Source organism: Marinobacter sp. SBS5, assembly GCF_048285575.1.
In the GTDB taxonomy this organism is placed as follows: domain Bacteria; phylum Pseudomonadota; class Gammaproteobacteria; order Pseudomonadales; family Oleiphilaceae; genus Marinobacter.
Genome location: NZ_JBLWAZ010000004.1, coordinates 1 through 20,379 on the forward strand (window position 1 = coordinate 1; position 20,379 = coordinate 20,379).

Annotated in this window: 20 protein-coding genes; 12 read left to right on the top strand and 8 right to left on the bottom strand. The window is 55.9% G+C overall.

From position 1 onward, the window contains the following. Positions 1-145 precede the first annotated feature (145 nt). On the bottom strand, positions 146-1,348 hold the full coding sequence (gene tyrS / locus ACNQ6O_RS11575; RefSeq protein WP_418053387.1) for a tyrosine--tRNA ligase: 1,203 nt from the start codon (positions 1,346-1,348) through the stop codon (positions 146-148). Positions 1,349-1,659: 311 nt separating this feature from the next. Between tyrS and ACNQ6O_RS11580 the strand changes: the two genes are divergently transcribed. Both ACNQ6O_RS11580 and ACNQ6O_RS11585 read left to right on the top strand, forming a co-directional pair. Further along, positions 1,660-3,072, top strand: coding sequence for an OapA family protein (locus ACNQ6O_RS11580; protein WP_418053388.1), 1,413 nt, complete (start codon positions 1,660-1,662; stop codon positions 3,070-3,072). Between the two features lie 2 nt (positions 3,073-3,074). Continuing rightward, positions 3,075-4,175, top strand: a complete 1,101-nt coding sequence (locus ACNQ6O_RS11585; RefSeq protein ID WP_418053389.1) for an anhydro-N-acetylmuramic acid kinase — start codon at positions 3,075-3,077, stop codon at positions 4,173-4,175. 3 nt (positions 4,176-4,178) lie between these two features. On the opposite strand, the gene erpA is transcribed toward ACNQ6O_RS11585, so the two are convergent. The 4 genes from erpA to argC all read right to left on the bottom strand — a co-directional run bounded on the left by erpA (position 4,179) and on the right by argC (position 6,827). After that, positions 4,179-4,511, bottom strand: a complete 333-nt coding sequence (gene erpA, locus ACNQ6O_RS11590) for an iron-sulfur cluster insertion protein ErpA (RefSeq protein ID WP_227537679.1) — start codon at positions 4,509-4,511, stop codon at positions 4,179-4,181. An 83-nt stretch (positions 4,512-4,594) separates the two neighbouring features. Then, positions 4,595-5,038: a bactofilin family protein gene (locus ACNQ6O_RS11595; protein WP_418053390.1), complete on the bottom strand. Its 444-nt coding sequence runs from the start codon at positions 5,036-5,038 to the stop codon at positions 4,595-4,597. 1 nt (position 5,039) lies between these two features. After that, the gene (locus tag ACNQ6O_RS11600; protein WP_418053391.1) at positions 5,040-5,780 is read right to left on the bottom strand and encodes a DUF6776 family protein; all 741 of its coding nucleotides are present in this window, start codon (positions 5,778-5,780) and stop codon (positions 5,040-5,042) included. A 9-nt stretch (positions 5,781-5,789) separates the two neighbouring features. Then, positions 5,790-6,827 (bottom strand): N-acetyl-gamma-glutamyl-phosphate reductase, encoded by a 1,038-nt coding sequence (argC, locus tag ACNQ6O_RS11605; protein WP_418053392.1) that lies wholly within the window; start codon positions 6,825-6,827, stop codon positions 5,790-5,792. Positions 6,828-6,971: 144 nt separating this feature from the next. Here argC and ACNQ6O_RS11610 point away from each other — a divergent pair, with 144 nt between their 5' ends. From ACNQ6O_RS11610 to ACNQ6O_RS11635, 6 genes are all read left to right on the top strand, one after another. Next, on the top strand, positions 6,972-8,747 hold the full coding sequence (locus tag ACNQ6O_RS11610; RefSeq protein WP_418053393.1) for a chloride channel protein: 1,776 nt from the start codon (positions 6,972-6,974) through the stop codon (positions 8,745-8,747). 3 nt (positions 8,748-8,750) lie between these two features. Then, on the top strand, positions 8,751-9,173 hold the full coding sequence (gene hemJ / locus ACNQ6O_RS11615; RefSeq protein ID WP_418053394.1) for a protoporphyrinogen oxidase HemJ: 423 nt from the start codon (positions 8,751-8,753) through the stop codon (positions 9,171-9,173). A gap of 38 nt (positions 9,174-9,211) precedes the next feature. Then, positions 9,212-9,976 (top strand): bifunctional hydroxymethylpyrimidine kinase/phosphomethylpyrimidine kinase, encoded by a 765-nt coding sequence (gene thiD, locus ACNQ6O_RS11620; protein ID WP_418053841.1) that lies wholly within the window; start codon positions 9,212-9,214, stop codon positions 9,974-9,976. Further along, positions 9,964-10,632 (top strand): thiamine phosphate synthase, encoded by a 669-nt coding sequence (gene thiE, locus ACNQ6O_RS11625; RefSeq protein ID WP_418053395.1) that lies wholly within the window; start codon positions 9,964-9,966, stop codon positions 10,630-10,632. The genes thiD and thiE overlap by 13 nt, the downstream gene beginning before the upstream one ends. Before the next feature lie 12 nt (positions 10,633-10,644). After that, positions 10,645-11,925 (top strand): glutamate-1-semialdehyde 2,1-aminomutase, encoded by a 1,281-nt coding sequence (hemL, locus tag ACNQ6O_RS11630; protein ID WP_418053396.1) that lies wholly within the window; start codon positions 10,645-10,647, stop codon positions 11,923-11,925. A gap of 219 nt (positions 11,926-12,144) precedes the next feature. Next, a complete protein-coding gene (locus ACNQ6O_RS11635; RefSeq protein ID WP_418053397.1) occupies positions 12,145-13,062 on the top strand; it encodes a DUF4382 domain-containing protein in 918 nt (305 codons plus the stop codon). Positions 13,063-13,114: 52 nt separating this feature from the next. Here ACNQ6O_RS11635 and ACNQ6O_RS11640 read toward each other — a convergent pair whose 3' ends face one another. Together ACNQ6O_RS11640 and mrcB are read right to left on the bottom strand one after the other, a co-directional pair. Further along, a complete protein-coding gene (locus ACNQ6O_RS11640; protein WP_418053398.1) occupies positions 13,115-13,699 on the bottom strand; it encodes a tetratricopeptide repeat protein in 585 nt (194 codons plus the stop codon). Next, positions 13,696-16,005 (bottom strand): penicillin-binding protein 1B, encoded by a 2,310-nt coding sequence (gene mrcB / locus ACNQ6O_RS11645; RefSeq protein WP_418053399.1) that lies wholly within the window; start codon positions 16,003-16,005, stop codon positions 13,696-13,698. Before mrcB ends, ACNQ6O_RS11640 begins: the two co-directional genes overlap by 4 nt. Positions 16,006-16,125: 120 nt before the next feature. Between mrcB and ACNQ6O_RS11650 the strand changes: the two genes are divergently transcribed. Both ACNQ6O_RS11650 and ACNQ6O_RS11655 read left to right on the top strand, forming a co-directional pair. Next, positions 16,126-17,712 carry an AAA family ATPase gene (locus ACNQ6O_RS11650; RefSeq protein WP_418053400.1) on the top strand — a complete coding sequence of 529 codons (1,587 nt, stop codon included), beginning with the start codon at positions 16,126-16,128 and terminating at the stop codon, positions 17,710-17,712. Beyond that, a complete protein-coding gene (locus ACNQ6O_RS11655; protein WP_418053401.1) occupies positions 17,712-18,083 on the top strand; it encodes a Rieske (2Fe-2S) protein in 372 nt (123 codons plus the stop codon). Before ACNQ6O_RS11650 ends, ACNQ6O_RS11655 begins: the two co-directional genes overlap by 1 nt. On the opposite strand, the gene sfsA is transcribed toward ACNQ6O_RS11655, so the two are convergent. Then, the gene (sfsA, locus tag ACNQ6O_RS11660) at positions 18,067-18,798 is read right to left on the bottom strand and encodes a DNA/RNA nuclease SfsA (protein WP_418053402.1); all 732 of its coding nucleotides are present in this window, start codon (positions 18,796-18,798) and stop codon (positions 18,067-18,069) included. The genes ACNQ6O_RS11655 and sfsA overlap by 17 nt on opposite strands. Before the next feature lie 166 nt (positions 18,799-18,964). Between sfsA and dksA the strand changes: the two genes are divergently transcribed. After that, positions 18,965-19,408 (top strand): RNA polymerase-binding protein DksA, encoded by a 444-nt coding sequence (gene dksA / locus ACNQ6O_RS11665; protein ID WP_418053403.1) that lies wholly within the window; start codon positions 18,965-18,967, stop codon positions 19,406-19,408. 52 nt (positions 19,409-19,460) lie between these two features. Beyond that, positions 19,461-20,378 (top strand): tRNA glutamyl-Q(34) synthetase GluQRS, encoded by a 918-nt coding sequence (gluQRS, locus tag ACNQ6O_RS11670; protein WP_418053404.1) that lies wholly within the window; start codon positions 19,461-19,463, stop codon positions 20,376-20,378. Position 20,379: the final 1 nt, after the last annotated feature.

The following is a 20,379-nucleotide window of genomic DNA, read 5'->3' on the forward strand; positions in this document are numbered from 1 at the left end:
TTCAGAACTTTCAAGCAGTTATCGCCCCGTTGCTGACCGTGTTTAGTGGCTAGCCCCTCAAGCGAGATGCGCATTCTACAGACCTCGCTGAAGGTGTCAACGACCAATTTGAAAAAAATTCAAATTGGTCGTTTTCAGGCATAAATCACGCGACAACCAATACCCGCGCTATCTTCTTCTTACCAGCTTGGATGATGCAGTCGTCACCTTCTACAAACATGCGATCACCTTCGAACTGCTGCCCATCCAGATAAACAGCACCGCGACCCAATACATCACGAGCTGCCGCACCATTCTTTACAAGACCAGCCAACCGAAGCACCGAAGCCATCGGCATTTCAGCCTGCCCCTCCAAAGACACCTCGACCGTTGGTACGTTTTCCGGGATCTCGCCGAGCGCAACACGATTGCCCGCTGATTTATGAGCAGACTTGGCAGCCTCCTCATCGTGGAAACGGGCAATCAGCTCTTCCGCCAGCAACTTCTTATAGTCCTGTGGATTTGCACCAGCCTTTACTGCGGCACGGTACTCTTCAACTTCAGCCATCGGGCGGAAGCTCAGCAACTCGAAATACCTCCACAGCAACTCATCAGGCACCGACAATAGCTTGGTGTACATTTCTCCCGGCGCGTCATTTACACCAACATAGTTACCCAAAGACTTGGACATCTTCTGCACACCGTCCAACCCTTCAAGGATCGGAACCGTCAAAACCGCCTGCGGCTTCTGACCATAATGTTTCTGCAGCACACGCCCCATGAGCAAGTTGAACTTCTGATCTGTTCCACCCAACTCAACGTCTGCTTCCAGCGCCACAGAATCGTAACCCTGTATTAGGGGATAGAGGAATTCGTGAATCGCTATGGATTGCTCGGCACGGAAACGCTTTGTAAAATCATCTCGTTCTAGCATACGGGCAACAGTGTACTGCCCTGCAAGCTTAATCATTTCAGAGGCGCTCAGCTTACCCATCCACTCGGAGTTGAACACCACGCGAGTTTTAGCAGGATCCAGAATTTTGAACACCTGCTCTTTATAGGTGATGGCGTTCTGCATGACCTGCTCTTCACTGAGAGGAGGACGAGTCGCGCTCTTCCCGCTTGGATCACCAATCATTCCGGTAAAGTCACCAATCAGGAAAATGACCTCATGTCCCAGATCCTGAAACTGCCGCAACTTATTAATAAGGACCGTATGCCCCAGGTGAAGGTCCGGAGCTGTAGGATCAAAACCCGCCTTTACCCTTAAAGGACGCCCTTCTTTTAACTTTGCGATCAGATCTTCTTCTGGAATCAGCTCATCAATTCCGCGCTTTATGATGGCTAATGCTTCATCTAGTGATGCCATGAACCCTATATCCCCAGTTTTGACTGCAAAACAGTAGTAGCTGCCAGTTACACAGTTCTACAAAAGAAAGGTGCGAATTACGGGCGCCACTTGGTAAAGTGTGCGTGATTAGTTTTTGACCAACCCCTGCATATCAGGGCCGGCATTATATCAGCGGTGGCGCGTTTTGTACGAACGCCCACAGCGTTAACCGTAATGTTCGAAACTGTCCTGATTCTTTTATATGCGGTAATCTGGTGGTCTATACTTGATCAGGCGCTTTAAATAGCCGACACAACTACCCGGAATTTCGATCATAATGGGTGAGCACCGTGCTTAAAACTTTCCCCAAATCACATTTAACGCTCGCCGCCGCAGCAACCATTGTCGTTACAGCGGCCGCACTGATGAGCCCTAGCTCAGACGTTGAAGCAAAGCGCATGTCCTACCCGGTTGACCTTAACCAAGGCACTGTATCCGGGTCCGGCGCACCGGTGATTTCCGCTCCAACGAGCCAAAACACTGCTGAAGAAGTCGTTGAAACAGCGACACCGACCAGCTCGGTCGAGCAAGCGCTTGTGGCCACCAAAACACCACCTGTGCCTGTCGCCATCGCTGCCCCTGAGGCGCCAAAAATTCAGTGGAAAGAGTTTCGCATTAAGTCCGGCGATACCCTGTCTTCACTCTTCAAGAAAGCTGGTTTTAATGATGGCGTAATGCTGTCGGTTATTCACGGCGAGGGCGAGGCCGACAAGCTCCAACGCCTTTATGCTGGCGAAGACATCCGCTTTGGACTCGATGGCGAAGGCAACTTGGCCGCCATTGAACTGCAGCGCAGCCGGCTTGAGTCCCTCAAAATTGAGAAAACCGAAGACGGTTATGCGGGAGAAACCGAAGTCCGGGAACCCGAAATCCGCCCGGCCTTTGCCGCAGGCGTCATTGACGGCTCACTGTACCTCGCCGCACGTGAAGCGGGCATGGACGATCGGCTTACCATGGAACTTGCCGGCATCTTCGGCTGGGACATCGACTTCGTTTACGATGTTCGTAAAGGCGACCGCTTCGAGGTGGTTTACGAACAACTGTACATTGACGGCGAAGAATTCAGCACGGGCCGCATTCTCTCCGCCAAGTTCACCAATCGTGGCGAAGAGAACATTGCGCTGCTGTACACCGATTCCAACGGCGAGAGCGACTACTACACGCCCGAAGGGCAAAGTATGCGCAAGGCTTTTTTGCGCGTTCCCATCAACGCACGACTCTCTTCGCCGTTCAACCTTCAGCGACGTCATCCGGTTCTTGATATCGTTCGCCCACACGAGGGTACCGACTACGCAGCCCCTCCAGGCACGCCAATCAAAGCCGCGGGCAATGGCCGGGTTAAGTTTGCCGGCTGGAAAGGCGGATACGGGCGCACAGTGGTTCTCAAGCACGGCGATAACGTCACCACGCTTTACGCACACATGAGCCGCCTGGGCAAAGGCATTAAAAACGGAGCTCGCGTTAAGCAAGGCCAGACCATCGGTCATGTTGGTTCGTCCGGCATGGTGACGGGTCCGCACCTGCATTACGAATTCCGGGTGAACGGGGTCGCGAAGAACTCCCGCACCGTCAAACTGCCGGATGCACAGCCCATTCCCAAATCAGAAATGGCTCGCTTCAAGCAGGTTACAAGCCAAAGCCTGGCGCAGCTGAACGTATTTCTTGAGAGCCAACACCAGCTAGCTCTCGCCACGGACAACTAACCATGAGCTACTGGCTTGGCCTTATGTCAGGCACCAGCATGGATGCAGTCGATGCCGTGCTGGTGTCTTTCGAATCCCGAAGCCTGAGCATTCACAACACTCATTCTCTTGCCTATCCCGACGACCTCAGACAACGTTTGCTGTTGGCAACCCGAGACCACGGTACACCCGACGAACTGGGTGAACTGGACAGCTTGGTGGGCCAACATTTTGCGCGAGCCGCCTCCGAACTGATCGCGCAGGCCGGCATTGCCGCCAGCGATATTTCGGGGATTGGTAGTCACGGGCAAACGGTGCGGCACCAACCTTCCGGTTCCGCCCCCTTCTCTATGCAGATTGGCTCTGCCGCCTTAATCGCGGAAGCTACAGGCGTCACCACAGTATCCGATTTTCGCAGCCGAGACATTGCAGCCGGCGGGCAAGGAGCACCGCTTGTGCCGGCGTTCCACAAATGGCTCTTTGAATCCAATGAGCAGGACCGCTGCATCCTGAATCTGGGCGGCATCGCCAATATTACCTGGTTGCCCGCTGGAAACCGGAAGCCCATTGTCGGATTCGATACCGGCCCTGCAAACGCCCTTCTCGATGCCTGGTGCCTGCACCAAACCGGCCGCCATTATGATGAAGGCGGGCATTTGGCCAGCGAAGGCACCACGCACCCGGAACTGCTGACCAGCATGCTCTCAGATGCCTACTTCAGCAAACCAGCGCCGAAGAGCACGGGCAAAGAACGCTTCAATCTTGATTGGGTGCTCACGCATCTTCAGCGCTTCCCGGCGCTGCCACCTGAGGATGTTCAGCGAACACTTTTGCAACTGACGGTGACGACCGTCCTGCAGCAACTTCCGCAAGAAACGACAAACATGGCGGTCTACGCCTGTGGAGGCGGTACTTTTAACACACTGCTGATGAACGAATTGCGGTTAGGACTTGGCTCAGTGGCACTCGCCACGACGGCGGAACTTGGGCTGGATTCACAATGGGTGGAACCGGTGGCGTTCGCCTGGCTTGCCCGGCAGACCCTGAGGGGCCTGCCGGGCAACGTGCCGGAAGTGACCGGCGCTTCGGGGGAGAGAGTACTCGGGGCAATCTACCCCGCCTGACCATCAGATGGAGAAGGAGCTGCCGCAGCCACACGTTGAGCTGGCGTTAGGGTTCTGAACCACAAACTGGGAGCCCTGAAGCCCCTCTTGGTAAACCACAGTCGCTCCCACCAAGTACTGATAACTCATAGAATCGACCAGCAGTTTGATGCCATCACGCTCGATGACGGTGTCGTCTTCTTCCTGATTTTCGTCAAAGGAAAAACCGTACTGGAAGCCGGAACAGCCGCCACCGGTGACGAAAACCCGCAGTTTCAGCTCCGGATTTTCCTCTTCTTCGATCAACTCGCGCACCTTGGCAACGGCACTGTCACTGAAAAACAGCGGTGTGGCCATTTGTTGCTGAACTACACTCAAGGGTTGCCTCCGGCACTAATGGATATTTGCTCGATTATGGTATTCCCGACTAAAACAGTCAACTATTCGACCTTGTCCTCGCTCTCAAACTCCAGGTCGGCAGTCTCTCTCCGCTCATGGGAGAGAAGCCCGGTCGTCTCTGTCTGTCGAATCAGATTACCGTTCACTGCGGCGCCCATTGCCATTTCTATCAACTGGTAATAGACACTTCCATTGACACTGGATTTTTCAGCCAGTTCCAAATGGCTGGACGAGTGAACATCCCCGTGAACCGTGCCATTTATGATGATATGCGGAGCAATAACATCCCCAGTAATCTGCCCCACCTCGGACAAACGGATCACCGCATCGCTGCCCTCTTCCGCAATAACACGGCCTTTAATTTTACCATCAACATGCAATCCGCCTGAAAAGCGAACATCACCTTCAATGGTGGTCCGCGCAGAAATCAAGGTATCAAACCGATTAGAAGAACGATGCCGTACCTGCTTTTTCTTATTAAACATTTCAGTTTCCTGTTAATTGTTCCCAGTCGAATGTACTTTCTGCTTGCGCCGCTTTCCGGCCTCCTGCCTGGGCAACAACCTGAATTTCCAATGGTTCAAACTTTTCCGGCAAGCTCAAGCTACCTTCAATATCCTGAAAATAGCGGAACTTGAACTTAACCCCGAGATCGTCAATCTGCTCTGACAAATCCCGCAGAGCAATAACCTGCTTTTCGCCGTCTATATGACCAATGACGTTAACCGCCACAAGCCCTGATACATAGCGATTATTGTTGCCAACCTGAGTCAGCACGATTTTGAAGCTGTAGCTACCGTCATCCCTGCCGGGCACGAGCGTGAAGCTATCCACCTGCAAACCTTTGCTGACTTCAGTCGGCGCCATAATATTGCGATAAAAGGTCAGATCCGCCTCAAGCTCGGAAATCCGCGTCTCCAACTCGACAATCGCATTCCTTGCATCCCGCAAAGCCTGCTCGTCAATGGCACGGCCTCGCTCCAGGTTGATCATGCTCTGGCGCGCGGAACGGTACTGCTCGCGCAGGCCATCGACCTCATGGACCAGCATATCCTTGGTTTCTTCCGCCGATGTAAAACGAAATCCACCCTGCGCCATTCCCGCCATGTAACCGGAAATGGCGGCAACAACGGTAAAACCAAGCAGTATCAATGTCCGGCGCAAGCGATAGCCGCGCCGGTGCCGGATGACAACGTATTCCTCTGAGGGCTTAGGCGCTTCGCTCACAAATCACCCTCAGGGCAGCATGGCCGGAGCATTCAGCCCCAGACGCTCGTCCAGCCCAAACATGATATTCATGTTCTGGACCGCCTGCCCGGCAGCACCTTTCACCAAGTTATCAATCACCGAGGTGACGATCACCACGTTGCTCTGCTCCTGGCGGTGCAGCGCCATACGGCAGTGGTTCGCACCACGCACACTCCGGGTTTCGGGGTGACTACCAAACGGCATGACATCCACGAAGGGTTCATTCTGGTAGCGCTCTTCAAACAGAGCCTGCAAGCGTTCGAAATCTGCGATGTCGTTCAGCTCTGCATAAAGCGTTGCTTCGATACCCCGGATCATCGGCAACAAATGGGGAACAAAGGTGACACCCACACCCGTGCCTGCGGCCTGGCCCAGCCCCTGACGAATTTCGGGCAGGTGGCGGTGGCCGGAGGCACCGTAAGTTTTGAAGCTCTCGCCTATTTCACCGTGCAGCATCCCGGTACTGGCTTGACGGCCTGCACCGCTGGCACCGGACTTCGCGTCTGCAATCAGCCGAGAAGGGTCCACTAACCCATTTTCAAGCAGCGGCAAGAAACCCAGCTGCACGGCTGTCGGGTAACAACCCGGGTTCGCCACCAATTGCGCCGTGCGGATTTCGTCACGGGCCACTTCTGGCAAGCCGTAGACCGCTTTCGCAGCCCACTCCGGGCTTTCGTGAGGCATGCCGTACCACTTCGCCCAAACATCGAGATCTTTAAGACGGAAATCTGCGGAGAGATCTACCACACGAGTGCCTGCCTTCATTAGCTCCGGCACCATGCGCGCCGCCACACCGTGGGGCGTTGCAAAAAACACCAAGTCACACTCAGCGAGCTGCGCAGGGTCGGGCTCGGAAAACGCCAGATCAAAGTGACCTCGCAAGTTGGGGTACATATCTGCCACGAGCATGCCCGCCTCTGAGCGTGAAGTGATGCACTTCACTTCAACCTCAGGATGAACGGCGAGGATTCTCAGCAGCTCCACGCCTGTGTATCCGGTACCACCAACGATGCCTATTTTAATCACTCTCTTCTCCAACGTTTTCTGGTCAGAATTTGGCGTTAGTCTAACATGATAAACCAAGGACTTATTGCAGCCTGCACACCCAAAGCTACAATGGTATCCCAATCTTTCTGAACGACTTGTTCGAACAACCGGAATTCAGTCCACATGCGCAACATCAGGCAACAAGTTACGGAAAACCTGATACACGTTTTCCGAGGAAGGCTCGCCGGTGTGGATGCCCTTCCTCAACTGGCCGTACTTGGGCTGCTGTCCGGCATTGTAACCGGCGCCGTGATTCTGTTGTTCCGTTTCGCAATCGAGTGGCCTTTGGATTATTTCTTCCCCGGCCACGGTTCGGAAAACTTCGAAGGCCTAGACATTATTACCCGCGGTATTTTACCACTTGCCGGGGCTCTGGCACTCGGTCTGTTTCTGCACAAGCTCGCCGTTCACGATCGCAAAGTGGGTATCGCCCACGTCATGGAACGACTGAACTATCATCAGGGTTACATCTCGTTTAAAAGCGCCGTTGTGCAATTTATCGCTGGCGTAACAACCGTGGTGAGCGGCCAGTCAGCTGGCCGTGAGGGCCCGGCGGTGCATCTTGGCGCCGCCTTCTCGAGCCTGCTTGGCCAATGGATGCGGTTGCCGAACAACAGTATTCGAACACTCGTTGCCTGCGGGTGCGCGGCCGCGATCTCGGCCTCGTTCAACACCCCGATTTCCGGAGTAATCTTCGCCATGGAAGTGGTGATGATGGAATACACGATCGCGGGCTTCACTCCGATCATCCTGTCAGCGGTAAGCGCGGCCATCGTTACGCAGCTGGTTTACGGAACAGAGCCGGCCTTTAGCGTGCCGGCCCTGACCATGAACACCATGCTGGAAATCCCCTGGATACTGGCCATTGCCGTGATCATTGGCATTGCTGCGGCCGGGTTTATTCAGCTAGTGGACAGCCTCGGGCGCTATCATCACCGCCCGGTTCTGTTGCGCATCTGCTTGGCCGGTGTGCTGATGGTACCATTCGCAATCTTTGTGCCCGAAACCATGGGCATCGGCTACGACACCGTCGACCGAACCATTCATGGCGAACTGGGGTTCTGGCTACTTCTCGGAGCAGGCTCTGCCAAGCTGCTGATCACCGGAACCTCCATCGGCCTCGGCATGCCAAGCGGGGTGATCGGCCCCACGCTGTTTATCGGCGCAACATTGGGCGGCGCCATGGGCCTGATCGGTGCCGCCGTTGCCCCGGACGCGGCCTCCTCAGTCGGTTTCTATGCCATGCTCGGCATGGGTGCGATGATGGGTGCCGTATTGCAGGCACCGCTGGCAGCGCTGATGGCACTGATGGAGCTCACTCATAATCCCAACATCATTCTGCCGGGCATGCTCATTATCACCACCGCGAGCCTGGTTACGAGTGAAGGTTTCGGCAAGAAGTCTCTGTTCATCACGGTTCTGAAAAGCCAAGGGCTCAGTTACCAGAACTCGCCGGTGACGCAGGCGTTGAGGCGGGTGTCTGTTGGCGCCATCATGGACCGGAACATCCTTCGTATCGAACGACAGCTAACCCTCGACGAAGCGCGCAAAGCGCTTTCATCGGAACCTAAATGGCTATTGGTGGATGGCAACAACGGCCCCACGTCATTGCTGCCAGCCGTTGATCTGGCGCGATACCTTGAAGAGCTCAACGAGCTGCACACAGAGGATACCTCTGAACTCCCGGAGAGCCTGGATTTAATGCAAATTCCAGCCAACCGCCGAGACGTAGCGCCCGTTCAGTATCAAGCCACGCTGGAGCAAGCCCTTAACGAATTCGACCAATCCAAAGCAGAAGCACTCTACGTGCAGCGCCATGTCGCCCCGATGATTCAACGGATTTATGGTGTCGTGCTGCAATCAGACATAGAAAGTTACTACCAATACCGCCGGAGCTAACACATGCTATGGGTTAAAGCCTTTCATATTATTTCAATGGTGTGCTGGTTTGCCGGCATTTTTTACTTGCCGCGACTGTTTGTTTACCACGCGGCTTGTGAAGACAAACCGGGGCAGGAACGCTTCAAAATCATGGAGCGCAAACTGTACCGGGGTATTACCACGCCTTCGATGATCGCCACTGTGATTTTTGGTGTGTGGTTACTCAGCTACAATGTTTCCGGCTACTTCAGCCAAGGCTGGCTGCACGCCAAATTGACTCTGGTTGTCCTGCTGATTGTGTATCACTTCTATTGCGGCCACTTGGTGAAAGTATTCCGAGACGACAACAACACCCGCAGCCACGTGTTCTATCGCTGGTTCAACGAACTGCCGGTCTTCATACTGCTCGCGGTTGTCATTCTTGCCGTTGTTAAGCCCTTTTAAGGAGGTTCATCATTAACAGCTACACCCGACCCCACGTTCTGGTTCTGTCTGGGCTAGACCCCTCCGGTGGCGCCGGCATTCAGGCCGACATTCAGGCCATCACCTCGCTCGGTGGTCACCCTTTGCCCGTGCTAACGTGCCTGACCGTGCAAGACACCAACAATGTGTATGGCGCCGAAGCCATTAATCCGGAGATCATCCGCCAGCAACTGGAATGCCTGGCGAAGGACATTCCTTTGCATGCCGTGAAAACCGGCGCCATGGGCAACGCAGCGGTGGTCAACGTGCTGATGGAGTTTCTCGAAAGCCGCCCAGACCTGCCGCTGATTGTTGATCCTGTCATCAAAGCAGCCGGTGGCGGAGACCTGGCCGATGATGAACTGGTTCAGGCAATGAAGAGCTCGTTGTTCGCCCGAGCCGAAATGATTACGCCGAACGGGGTCGAGCTTCTTCAGTTAGGCGATTGCGACAGCGAAGAGCAAGCCGCCGCCACACTACTGTCGGCCGGCTGCAAATCGGTACTCGCCACTGGCGGTCACGGCACCGGTTCCCATATCGTCAACACCCTGTACAGCGCTGGACACGAACCGATGCATTGGCAGATTGACCGAATTGGCGCCAACGAATACCACGGCACCGGATGCACGCTGGCCGCAGCCATTTCGGCCGGCATCGCCAGTGGGCTATCCGCCCGGGCAGCCATTTCCCAAGCGCAGAACTACGTGAGCCGCACGCTCCTGAGCGCCTTGACCATCGGCCAAGGGCAACGAGTACCAAACCGGGGCATTCCGTGGGAACGATGAAACCTTCCCTTCAGCGCGGCCTGTATGCCATTACTGACAACCGTCTCACCCCGCCTGATCGGCTACTAAAGTCCGTAGAAGCCGCGCTAGCGGGCGGCGCGGTGTTAGTCCAATATCGAGACAAGCTTTCAACAGCCGCTGAACGGCTACGCCAAGCTACAGACCTTACCAGCTTATGCCGCAACGCTGGTGTGCCCTTGCTCATCAACGACGACCCTGAACTGGCGCACCGAGTGGGCGCCCAGGGCGTGCATTTGGGCCAAGACGACTGGGCTTTGGCCGACGCCAGAAAACTGCTGGGGCAGGAAGCCATCATTGGCATTACCTGTCACCACCGTATAGACCTGGCCGAAACCGCCAAGGCTGGGGGAGCAGACTATTTAGCCTTTGGTCGTTTTTATCATTCTGGCACCAAACCCGGCGCACCCCGTGCGAACGCTCAGGTGTTAACAGAAGCCTCCCGACTGGCGCTCCCCGTGGCCGCCATTGGGGGGATTACAACCGATAACGCAGAACCGCTAGTTCGCGCCGGCGCGGATCTTATTGCCGTAGTGGGCGGATTGTTCGGGGGCAGCCCCGAAGACATAGAAGCCAAAGCCAAACAGTTCAGCCAACTGATCGCTTTGCACCACCCGCTATCGACACATTCCAACTGACAGGAGTTAACCATGAGTCACTCTGAAGAACTGTTCGAACAGGCCCAAAAATACATCCCCGGTGGTGTTAACTCCCCGGTTCGAGCATTTCGCGGCGTGGGCGGCACCCCGGTGTTTTTCAAGCACGCCGAAGGCGCCTATCTGTATGACGAAGACAACAAGCGCTACATCGATTTCATTGGTTCTTGGGGCCCGATGATTCTTGGCCACTCCGACCCACGCATCAAAGCAGCCCTGCACGCTCAAGTGGATCTTGGCGTTGGTTACGGTGCGCCTACAGCCATCGAAACCGACATGGCGAAGAAAGTCTGCGAACTGGTGCCATCGATCGACATGGTGCGCATGGTCAACTCCGGCACCGAAGCCACCATGAGCGCGATTCGCCTGGCACGCGGTTACACCGGCCGGGACAAAATCGTGAAGTTCGAAGGCTGCTACCACGGCCACGTGGACTCACTGCTGGTAAAAGCGGGCTCCGGCGCGCTGACCTTGGGCGAGCCTAACTCCCCTGGCATTCCCGCCAGTTTGGCCGAGCACACCATCACCCTGGATTTCAACGACACCGACGGTGTGCGCGAAACCTTCAAGAAGATCGGCGACCAGATTGCCGCCATCATCGTGGAGCCAGTGGCCGGCAACATGAACTGCATTCCGCCAGTCGCGGGGTTCCTGGAAGGCCTGCGCGAGGTGTGTGATGAGCACGGTACTGTGCTGATTTTTGACGAAGTGATGACCGGTTTCCGGGTTTCCCTTGGCGGCGCTCAGGGCTTCTACGGCATCACACCTGACCTGACCGCACTGGGCAAGGTCATTGGTGGAGGCTTGCCAGTGGGTGCATTTGGCGGCAAGCGTGAAATCATGGAACACATTTCACCGCTGGGCCCGGTTTACCAGGCAGGTACCTTGAGCGGCAACCCGCTGGCGATGGCCGCCGGCCTGACCAGCTTGAACGCCATCTCAGAACCCGGTTTCCACGATCGACTGACTGAAAAAACCAACAAGGTACGGGACGGCTTCAAAGCCGCGGCTGACGAAGCCGGCATTCCTCTGGCGGTGCAGTCTGCCGGCGCCATGTTCGGGTTCTTCTTTACCGACGCACCTTCCGTCACCCGCTTTGACCAGGTGATGAAATGCGATGTAGAGCGGTTCAAGAAGTTCTTCCAGGGCATGCTGGCCGAAGGCGTGTATCTGGCGCCATCGGCGTTCGAGGCAAGCTTTGTGTGCGATGCCCTGTCGGATGATGACATTGAGTTCACCTTGGCTGCCGCCCGTAAGGTGATGGCAACCCTTTAAGCCAGACCGCGCGGTGACTCAGGTTCCACTGAGTCACCGCATTCTACCGCCTCTCCCTTCTATCCTTTAAACCGCCTGCCTGCCCAATTCTCTTACCATTCTGTATTACATGCTTTTAGATGCCTTTGCTATTGTTTAAGCAGGAACCCTTCATCGCGTTTGGCCGTGAAGTCGTTTTACCTCGCAGTCGAACCAGCAAGATTTCTATCAGGAGGTTTTATGAAGTCCTCAACCAAATTATTCGCAATTTCCGCCCTCGCCGGCGCACTGGCTGCCTGTGGTGGTAGCGGTGGTGGCTCCTCGTCAGGACAAACCGGTTCGCTATCCGTGAGCCTGACCGACGCACCGGCCACCGACCTAAGTAGCGTTCACATTGCGTTTAACACCATCCGTCTTAAGCATGCTGATGGCGAGTGGTTGGAATACAGCCTTGAAGAAACCGGAACCGTCGACCTGTTAACACTGCAGGGTGGTGTGACCGAGCCTTTGATAACAGACGAAGAGGTGCCTGCTGGCGAGTACAAAGAAATTCGCCTGATTGTTGATACCGACAATTCATGGGTGACTAAAAAGTCCCAAGGCGATGCGCGTTATACACTCGGCGTACCATCTGGCGAACAAAGTGGGCTGAAACTGAAAGGCAATTTTGTAGTAGCGGCAGACGCCAGCACCGATTTCACAATCGATTTTGACGTGCGCAAATCCATTGTTGACCCCCAAGGCAATGCTCAGGGCGACTTCATGCTTAAGCCAGTCTTAAGGCTCGTAAACAATCTGGAAGTTGGCAAGATAACTGGTGAGGTGAACTACGCTGAGATAAACCAGTCAGCCGAAGCCAACTGCAGCGCTAACTACGAAGGTTCGGTTTACGTTTATGAAGGCGCAGATGTCGAGCCCATCGACCTAAACGTCAACCGAGACGGAAACAATCCGTTAATGGTTATTCCGGTCAGCGATGAAGATGCTGACAGCCGTCATGAGTGGACCGCAGCATTCCTCACAGAAGGCACTTACACCGTGAGCTACAGCTGCCAGCTGGACGATAACGAAAAGGACGAAGGATTAATCTTCTATGGCAAGCAAAACGTAGAAGTGAAAGCAGGCGAGACCACAGAGGCGACTATGATCTCCCAGTAATTCTGCCCCCCGATACGGGAAGTATCCAGAGGCCAAGGATGGCCTCTACGCATTACAGAGCTCTTGCCCGATCTTCAGCCTGAGAAGCCCCCGCAACATTACCTCGCGCTCGGCGAATATCCGCCAGCAGCAACCAGCCTGACCGCTGCATGCGGTAATCATTACCCGCCAGCGACAAACCCTTCAATGTGAACTGTTCAGCTGCTCCCAGATTATTCCCGGCAACATAGGCTTCCGCCAGTTTGAAATAAACCTCCGCCGAACGTGGCGCTACCCGTTGGGCCCGCTCTAAACGTGCAATAGCACCGGCCGAGTCACCCTGTTGCAGCCGTTGGTCAGCATCGCGAATCAGAGCGACTGCTGCGGCAGGCAGTTCATCACCGGACTCGCGATAGCTGGGCGAACGCGTAGGCTGCTCAGGCGCAGGGGCAGGCTCGCTGACTTCGGGCTGCTCGCTCTTGCGCCACACTTGAGGTTCAGAGGTTTCCGGCTCAGACGTCCTAGGCGGCTCAGGGATTCTAGACTGATCGCCACCGCCCATCGGTACATAAATCGAGCCTCCGCCCGGCGCCGAACACCCGGCCAGGCCAAGTATCAGCGCGAAGCTGGCCGCGTGCGTTATCGTTACTTTTTTCATCGGAACAATCCTTCAAACCAACTGCGTATTTGCCCACCAAAATCGCCGTTACAACCGGTGTGCCTATCGGGTTCACTGCCGGTCACGAAAGGGATCAGGCGTGCATTCTGGCACCCCTCCCCCGTCATGGCGTTGGCTTCAGTATCCACCCAATGGTACTGCACGCCGTCCGGCATAACCGGTGAAAACCCGTGCTGGGGAATCTGCGCCATCATTGTGGACCAAATCGGCAAGGCACCCGAAGCCCCGGTGAGCGAGGTGGGGCCATTGTCGTCCCGGCCTACCCAGGCAACCGCCAGTAAATCACCGCTGAAACCGGCAAACCAAGCGTCCCGGCCATCGTCGGTGGTGCCAGTTTTACCCGCCAGCGTTAAGCGTTCTGGCAAGGTGTAGTAGGCCGAGCGGCCGGTACCTTCTTGCATGGTTTCCTGCATGGCGTATTGCACCAAATGCACGGCGGCCGGGTCGGCCACTTGGTCCACTTTCAGGTTATAGCGTGAAAGCGGCTCGTTGTCGGCATCTGTTACTTCACGAATGGAGCGTAATGGCGTGTTGAAGCCTGATGTCGCCAAGCCTTGATACAACTGGGCCACATCCACCGGCGCCAAATTCACAGAGCCCAGCAGCATCGAGGGGTAATCCGATATTGGGCTGGTAATGCCAAATGCTCTCAGCTTCTCCTGAACTGCCGGTATCCCCACATCTAGGCCCACTCGAACCGCCGGCAAGTTATAGGATTTGGACAGCGCCCGATGCAAAGGCACTTCGCCCCGCTCCAGCTTGTCGAAGTTCTTCGGCTGCCACAGCTTGCCGTCATCGAACTCCAGCGTGAAGGCTTGGTCTTTAACCGGTGTAATCAGCGTATACCTGTCTGCTTGCTCAAGGGCCGCCAGATACACAAACGGCTTGATCAGTGAACCCATTGGGCGTTGAGCATCCACGGCCCGGTTAAACCCGGCAAAACTCGGATCTTTACCGCCCACCAGAGCAAGCACTTCACCGGTGTCTTTCGCCGTGACCACCAAGGCCGCTTCAAGGGCATCCGCGCCCGGCAGCTTGGGCAAGGTTTTACTGACCGCAGCCTCAGAGGCGTGCTGAACCGCAGGATCCAGCGTTGTGAAGATGCGCAAGCCTTCGCTTTGCAGATCTTCCTCTTGATAGTCCCGGGCCAGGTGCCGGCGAACCAGATCAATGTAGGCCGGGTAACGATTGTCGGTAAACGAAGGCTTGGCGCTGACGCCCAGAGGCTTGGCCTTCGCAGCGTTCGCCTCTTGTTCGGTCAGCAGCCCGGCTTCGGCCATTTCATCCAACACCAGGTTGCGGCGCGCGGTCGCTCGTTTCGGATGACGCCTCGGGTTGTAGTAACTCGGGCCTTTCACCATCCCCACCAGCAGTGCCATTTGGTGCGGGGCCAAATCTTTCAGGCGCTCACCAAAGTAAAACTGACTGGCCAGACCAAAGCCGTGAATGCTGCGCACACCGGCTTGGCCGAGATACACCTCATTCAGGTAGGTTTCCAGAATGTCGTCTTTTTCGTAATGCAGCTCGAGCAGGATCGACATCAAGGCTTCATTGCCTTTGCGTACCAGCGTCTGCTCGCGCGTCAGGAAGAAGTTTTTCACCAACTGTTGGGTCAGGGTACTGCCGCCCTGCACCACCCTGCCGGCTTTCATGTTTACGAGCATAGCCCGGGCAATCGACAAAGGCGCCAAGCCAAAGTGGCTGTAAAACTCGCGATCTTCCACTGCCATCAAGGTGCTGGGGAGCAGTTCGGGCACCTCTTCGAGCTGAACCAAAACCCGATCTTCCCGGTGGGCAGGATAGATGCCACCAATTTGGGCTGGCTCAAGCCGAACGATCGGCGACTTAGGCCCAGACACCACAGAGAACGATTGAACCTTGTCACCACTCACGACCAGTGAGAGGCGGCGGCGGGGCTCTTCGCCATCCGGAAACACGAAGCCACGAGCGCTGATGACAAAACGGCCTCCGTTACGCCGATAGGTGCCCAGCTTCGAACCATCACCGGCTCGATAACCGGCCAGTTCAAGCTCGCGCGCCAGTCCTGATGCACTGACACTGGCACCGTCATACAATTCCAAGGGGCGGGCATACACACGGGAAGGCACTTCAAAACGGCGGCCCTCAAAACGGGATGTCACCACCGCATCCAGGTACACCATCCAGCCGGCCAGAACCACCAGGCCTAGCAGTACCACTCGAAACAATAAACGCCACAGACCCGATCGACGGCTCTTTGGCTGACTTTTAGGCGATTTTTTACGGGATTTCGTTGATTTACTCATGCCGTGATTATAACGAAGCCAAGGAGGCGACTGGCAGGCCTGTTATGTGTTATTTCTGTAATCTGCCGTCTATCATAGAACAAACAAAATCAACGAGTTCAGGGAACCCAGGAGCAAAATGTGAGCGAACGCGCCCCCGACACACTGGTTAAAGCACTGCAGAACCCAGAGTTGTACGACCACCCCGTCAACGGTTTTCAGGTGATCGAGACCCATATATCTCAGGTTCTTCTGACCGGCGACTACGCCTACAAGATCAAGAAGCCCATGGATTTCGGCTTTCTCAACTTCTCGACTCTGGAACGTCGCAAGCATTTCTGTGAAGAAGAGCTTCGCCTGAATCGTCGTTTGGCGCCTGAACTCTACCTAGATATTCTGCCCATTACCGGCAGCCCGGAACAGCCCCGTTTCGGCGGCGAAGGGGAGCCCTTTGAGTACGCCATCCGCATGCGCCAGTTTGATCAGAGTCAGCAGTTCGACCGCCTTCAGGAAAGTGGCAATCTGACACCCGACTTGCTTGGCAGCACGGCACGCCAGGTTGCTCTGTTCCACGACAGCCTTCCGCCGATAGCCGATGACAAGCCTCTGGGCACTGTCGAAGCGGTGTATGCCGCCATGCAGGAAAACTTCGACCAGATCCGCCCGCTACTGAGCGATACAGCACTTCTCACTCAGTTGGACGCCCTGGAAGAGTGGACAAAAACCACCTTCGAACGGAACCGGGAGCTGGTGGTCGCCCGTCGCGCCAAAGGCATGGTCCGCGAATGTCACGGCGACCTTCATCTCGCCAACATCGCTGTATTCGACGGTCAGGTAACGGTATTCGACTGCATTGAGTTCAACGAACCGTTCCGCTGGATTGACGTGATCAACGATTTGGCGTTCCTGCTGATGGACCTTGAATCACGCCAAGAGCATGAACTGGCAAACCTGGTCCTCAACACCTACCTCGAATACCGGGGTGATTTCGAAGGCTTGGAGCTATTGCCGCTCTATAAGGCCTACCGGGCGATGGTGCGGGCTAAAATCGCCCTGTTCACCATGGGCAACCCGAGCCTGACCGACAGCGACATTGAAAGTTTGTGGCAGGTGTACCGGGATTACACGCAACTCGCCGAAGATTACGGCGCCATCCCGAACCATTATCTGCTGGCGACCACCGGTTTGTCGGCCTCCGGGAAAACCTGCGTCAGTGCCGCCATGTCGGCCGAGTTGGGGCTGGTTCGCTTGCGTTCCGATGTTGAGCGCAAACGCTTGCATGGACTAGCGCCGCTGGATGACAGCAAATCCGGTTTGGGTACCGATCTGTACAGCCCGGAAGCTACCGAGAAAACCTACCAGCATTTGGCACACTTAGCTGGCCAGCTATTGGCTTCGGGGCTATCCGTGATTGTGGATGCCGCCAGCCTGAAAGAAAGCGAACGAGCACTGTTCGCTCAGGTCGCGGAAAATCAGGGCGTGCCCTTTGCGTTGCTGCACACCGAAGCGCCAGAAGAACTGCGCCGCGACTGGGTGCGCAAGCGCAAAGGCGATGCGTCTGAGGCCACCGAAGAGATGTTGGACGCTCAACAGACGTGGTTCGAGCCCCTGACGGCCGAAGAAAAGACCCACACCATTCATCTGCACACCGATCAGGAGCATGTGGCGGAAGCGGTAGCGGACAGAATCCGCCAGCACCTTGGCCTCAGCCCTCGATCCAGCAACTGATGCAATCGGTTCAATCCCAATGGCAAACAGCCTGCCCGGCACAAGATCTTGTGCCGGGTAAGTTCGTGGAATTTCGCCTGCAGGAAAAAGCGGCTGAGCCGGAAGGAATGCCTCTAACCGGCTTCGTATTTCTGGATCACGGCACACCTCGGGCTTACCTCAACGTCTGCCCGCACCTCGGCATCGAATTGAACTGGATGCCCGGCCGCTTTATGGATGCCGACAATCTGTTTATTCAGTGCTCCACCCACGGTGCCCTGTTTAAACCCGGCACCGGTGAATGCATTGCCGGGCCTTGCCAAGGCGATGCCTTAACAGAGCTGGATGTGCGCGAGCGCGATGGCAGCATCGAAGTCAGGGTTCAAAATTAACCGGCACGGCATCCACCAAATCGAGCCGCGCGCTCGGGTTTCCATCAGCGCCGATCAGGGCTGCGCGGTATGCCAACACTTCGACTCCCGCCTCAACCGCCTGACGGAGTAGCTGGCCGTAACGCGGGTCAATGTGATCCGCAGGCCGAACCTCTTCAATACCGGTGTGGTTCACCACAAAAAACAGCACAGCCCGATCGCCATTAGCCACTTGCGCCATCAGTTCCCGCAAATGCTTTTGCCCACGCACCGTAACGGCATCCGGAAAATAACCCTGCCCGCCCTCTCCCAAGGTGACATTCTTTACTTCCACCCAGGCATCTGGCTCGCGCTCGTGGCCAGAGAGCAAAAGATCAATACGGCTTTTCTCTTCTCCGTAACGCACTTCTGTGCGGCACTGGCTGTACCCGTCAAGTTCCGACACGACTCCAGCTTCAATAGCATGCTTAGCTTGGGCATTAGGGCGCCCAGTATTTACGCACGCAATTTCCCCCGGGCTGGTTTCCACCAGCTCCCAGGTGTAGCGCAGCTTGCGTTTGGGGTTATCACTCTCACTCAACCAAACCCGAGCGTTTTCCGGCTGACAATTCAGCATAGAGCCGGTGTTCGGACAGTGGGCGATCACCTCTTCGCCCTCCGGCAAGCGCACGTCCGCCAAGAAACGTTTATAGCGCCGAATCAAGCGCCCCTCTATCAATGGTTCTGAAAACTTCATATGCTCTCCACTATAAGCTGAGGTCACAGAGCTGGCACCCCTGAGACTTATCTGCTATTTTCCGCAAATTCCCATGACAGGGCGACTGGGTAAAACCGTGCGGCACCGGTGCTGGTACGGCTAACAAAGCGCCCGAGTAGAAGTACAAACAAGAGGCCAGGGCTCAATGGCAAAGAAGACTGCACAAGCACCAAGCGAAACCTTTACCGGCTTCACCCCTTACGAAGTTAAGAAGGGTGAAGACTACATGAGTGCAGACATGCTGCAGCACTTCAAGGACCTGCTATTGGATTGGAAGCAGGAACTAATGGAAGAAGTAGACCGCACCATGCACCACATGCAGGAAGACGCTGCAAACTACGCGGATCCCAGCGACCGCGCAACCCAGGAAGAAGAGTTCAGCCTGGAACTGCGCACCCGGGATCGTGAGCGCAAGCTGATCAAGAAAATCGACAAGACCATCGATCGTATCGACAAAGACGATTACGGCTTCTGTGATCAGTGCGGCGTAGAAATCGGCATCCGTCGACTGGAAGCTCGCCCAACTGCCACACTTTGCATCGACTGCAAAACGCTGGCAGAAATTCGCGAACGCCAGACCGGCATCTGATCTGCCCCTTATCGGCGAGCTGGCGGTCTAACCGCCAGCTTTCAGAGATCTTATGGAGCACTCCCGATATCGCGGTCGCTTTGCGCCTTCCCCCACAGGCCCATTGCACTTCGGCTCCCTCGTCACGGCTTTAGCAACTTGGCTGGAAGCCCGGACCGCCAACGGCGACTGGCTGGTTCGAATCGAAGACCTTGACCCCCTCCGGGAACCCCCGGAAGCCACCGACCAGATTCTTCATTCTCTCGAAGTCCACGGCTTGCACTCGGACGAACCGATACGGTTTCAATCCCAGCGGCACCCTGCCTACCAATCCGCCATTACCCAATTACTAGGAAGCGGAAAAGCATACCCGTGTACCTGTTCCCGCAAACAGTTACAGGCTCATAACGGACGCCACCCCTTCCAGTGCCGAGAACGCACGTCAGCGCCTGAAGATGCACCTCATGCCATTCGCTTTGCCCTCTCGGATGAAAGCTGCCAATGGCAGGATCTGTTGCTGGGTTCCCAGCGCCAATCGGTTCGGGCCGAACTGGACGATCCCGTCATCCAACGAAAAGAAGGCTTTTTCGCCTACCAGTTGGCGGTCGCCGTCGACGACATCGACCAAGGCATCAGCCATGTGGTTCGGGGCTCCGATCTGCTGGACATGACCGCCCAGCAACAACAGATTTTCCAAGCCTTGGGCGCGCAACCTCCGCAATGGTTGCACATACCGGTCATCCTCAATGATCAGGGCCAGAAGCTGAGCAAGCAAAATCACGCGCCAGCGCTCGATGATTCAAAACCGGCAACGAATCTTGTCCACGCATTACTCGCACTCGGCCAACAACCACCCGCCCAACTCACCAACGCCACTGTAGACGAAGTGCTGGCGTGGGCCCGAGCGCACTGGCAACGAACCGCCATTCCCCTGACATCCCGGCAAGCCCGTGGTATAACCTCAAGTACACAATCGCACTCGGACCGCTAAC

Excerpts from the sequence above, each read along its gene's own strand:
- dksA (WP_418053403.1), top strand. The coding sequence starts at position 18,965 with ATGGCAAAGAAGACTGCACAAGCACCAAGCGAAACCTTTACCGGCTTC.
- ACNQ6O_RS11640 (WP_418053398.1), bottom strand. The coding sequence starts at position 13,699 with ATGAAAAAAGTAACGATAACGCACGCGGCCAGCTTCGCGCTGATACTT.
- hemJ (WP_418053394.1), top strand. The coding sequence starts at position 8,751 with ATGCTATGGGTTAAAGCCTTTCATATTATTTCAATGGTGTGCTGGTTT.
- ACNQ6O_RS11585 (WP_418053389.1), top strand. The coding sequence starts at position 3,075 with ATGAGCTACTGGCTTGGCCTTATGTCAGGCACCAGCATGGATGCAGTC.
- sfsA (WP_418053402.1), bottom strand. The coding sequence starts at position 18,798 with ATGAAGTTTTCAGAACCATTGATAGAGGGGCGCTTGATTCGGCGCTAT.
- mrcB (WP_418053399.1), bottom strand. The coding sequence starts at position 16,005 with ATGAGTAAATCAACGAAATCCCGTAAAAAATCGCCTAAAAGTCAGCCA.
- erpA (WP_227537679.1), bottom strand. The coding sequence starts at position 4,511 with ATGGCCACACCGCTGTTTTTCAGTGACAGTGCCGTTGCCAAGGTGCGC.
- ACNQ6O_RS11655 (WP_418053401.1), top strand. The coding sequence starts at position 17,712 with ATGCAATCGGTTCAATCCCAATGGCAAACAGCCTGCCCGGCACAAGAT.
- tyrS (WP_418053387.1), bottom strand. The coding sequence starts at position 1,348 with ATGGCATCACTAGATGAAGCATTAGCCATCATAAAGCGCGGAATTGAT.
- ACNQ6O_RS11595 (WP_418053390.1), bottom strand. The coding sequence starts at position 5,038 with ATGTTTAATAAGAAAAAGCAGGTACGGCATCGTTCTTCTAATCGGTTT.
- ACNQ6O_RS11635 (WP_418053397.1), top strand. The coding sequence starts at position 12,145 with ATGAAGTCCTCAACCAAATTATTCGCAATTTCCGCCCTCGCCGGCGCA.
- gluQRS (WP_418053404.1), top strand. The coding sequence starts at position 19,461 with ATGGAGCACTCCCGATATCGCGGTCGCTTTGCGCCTTCCCCCACAGGC.
- ACNQ6O_RS11610 (WP_418053393.1), top strand. The coding sequence starts at position 6,972 with ATGCGCAACATCAGGCAACAAGTTACGGAAAACCTGATACACGTTTTC.
- hemL (WP_418053396.1), top strand. The coding sequence starts at position 10,645 with ATGAGTCACTCTGAAGAACTGTTCGAACAGGCCCAAAAATACATCCCC.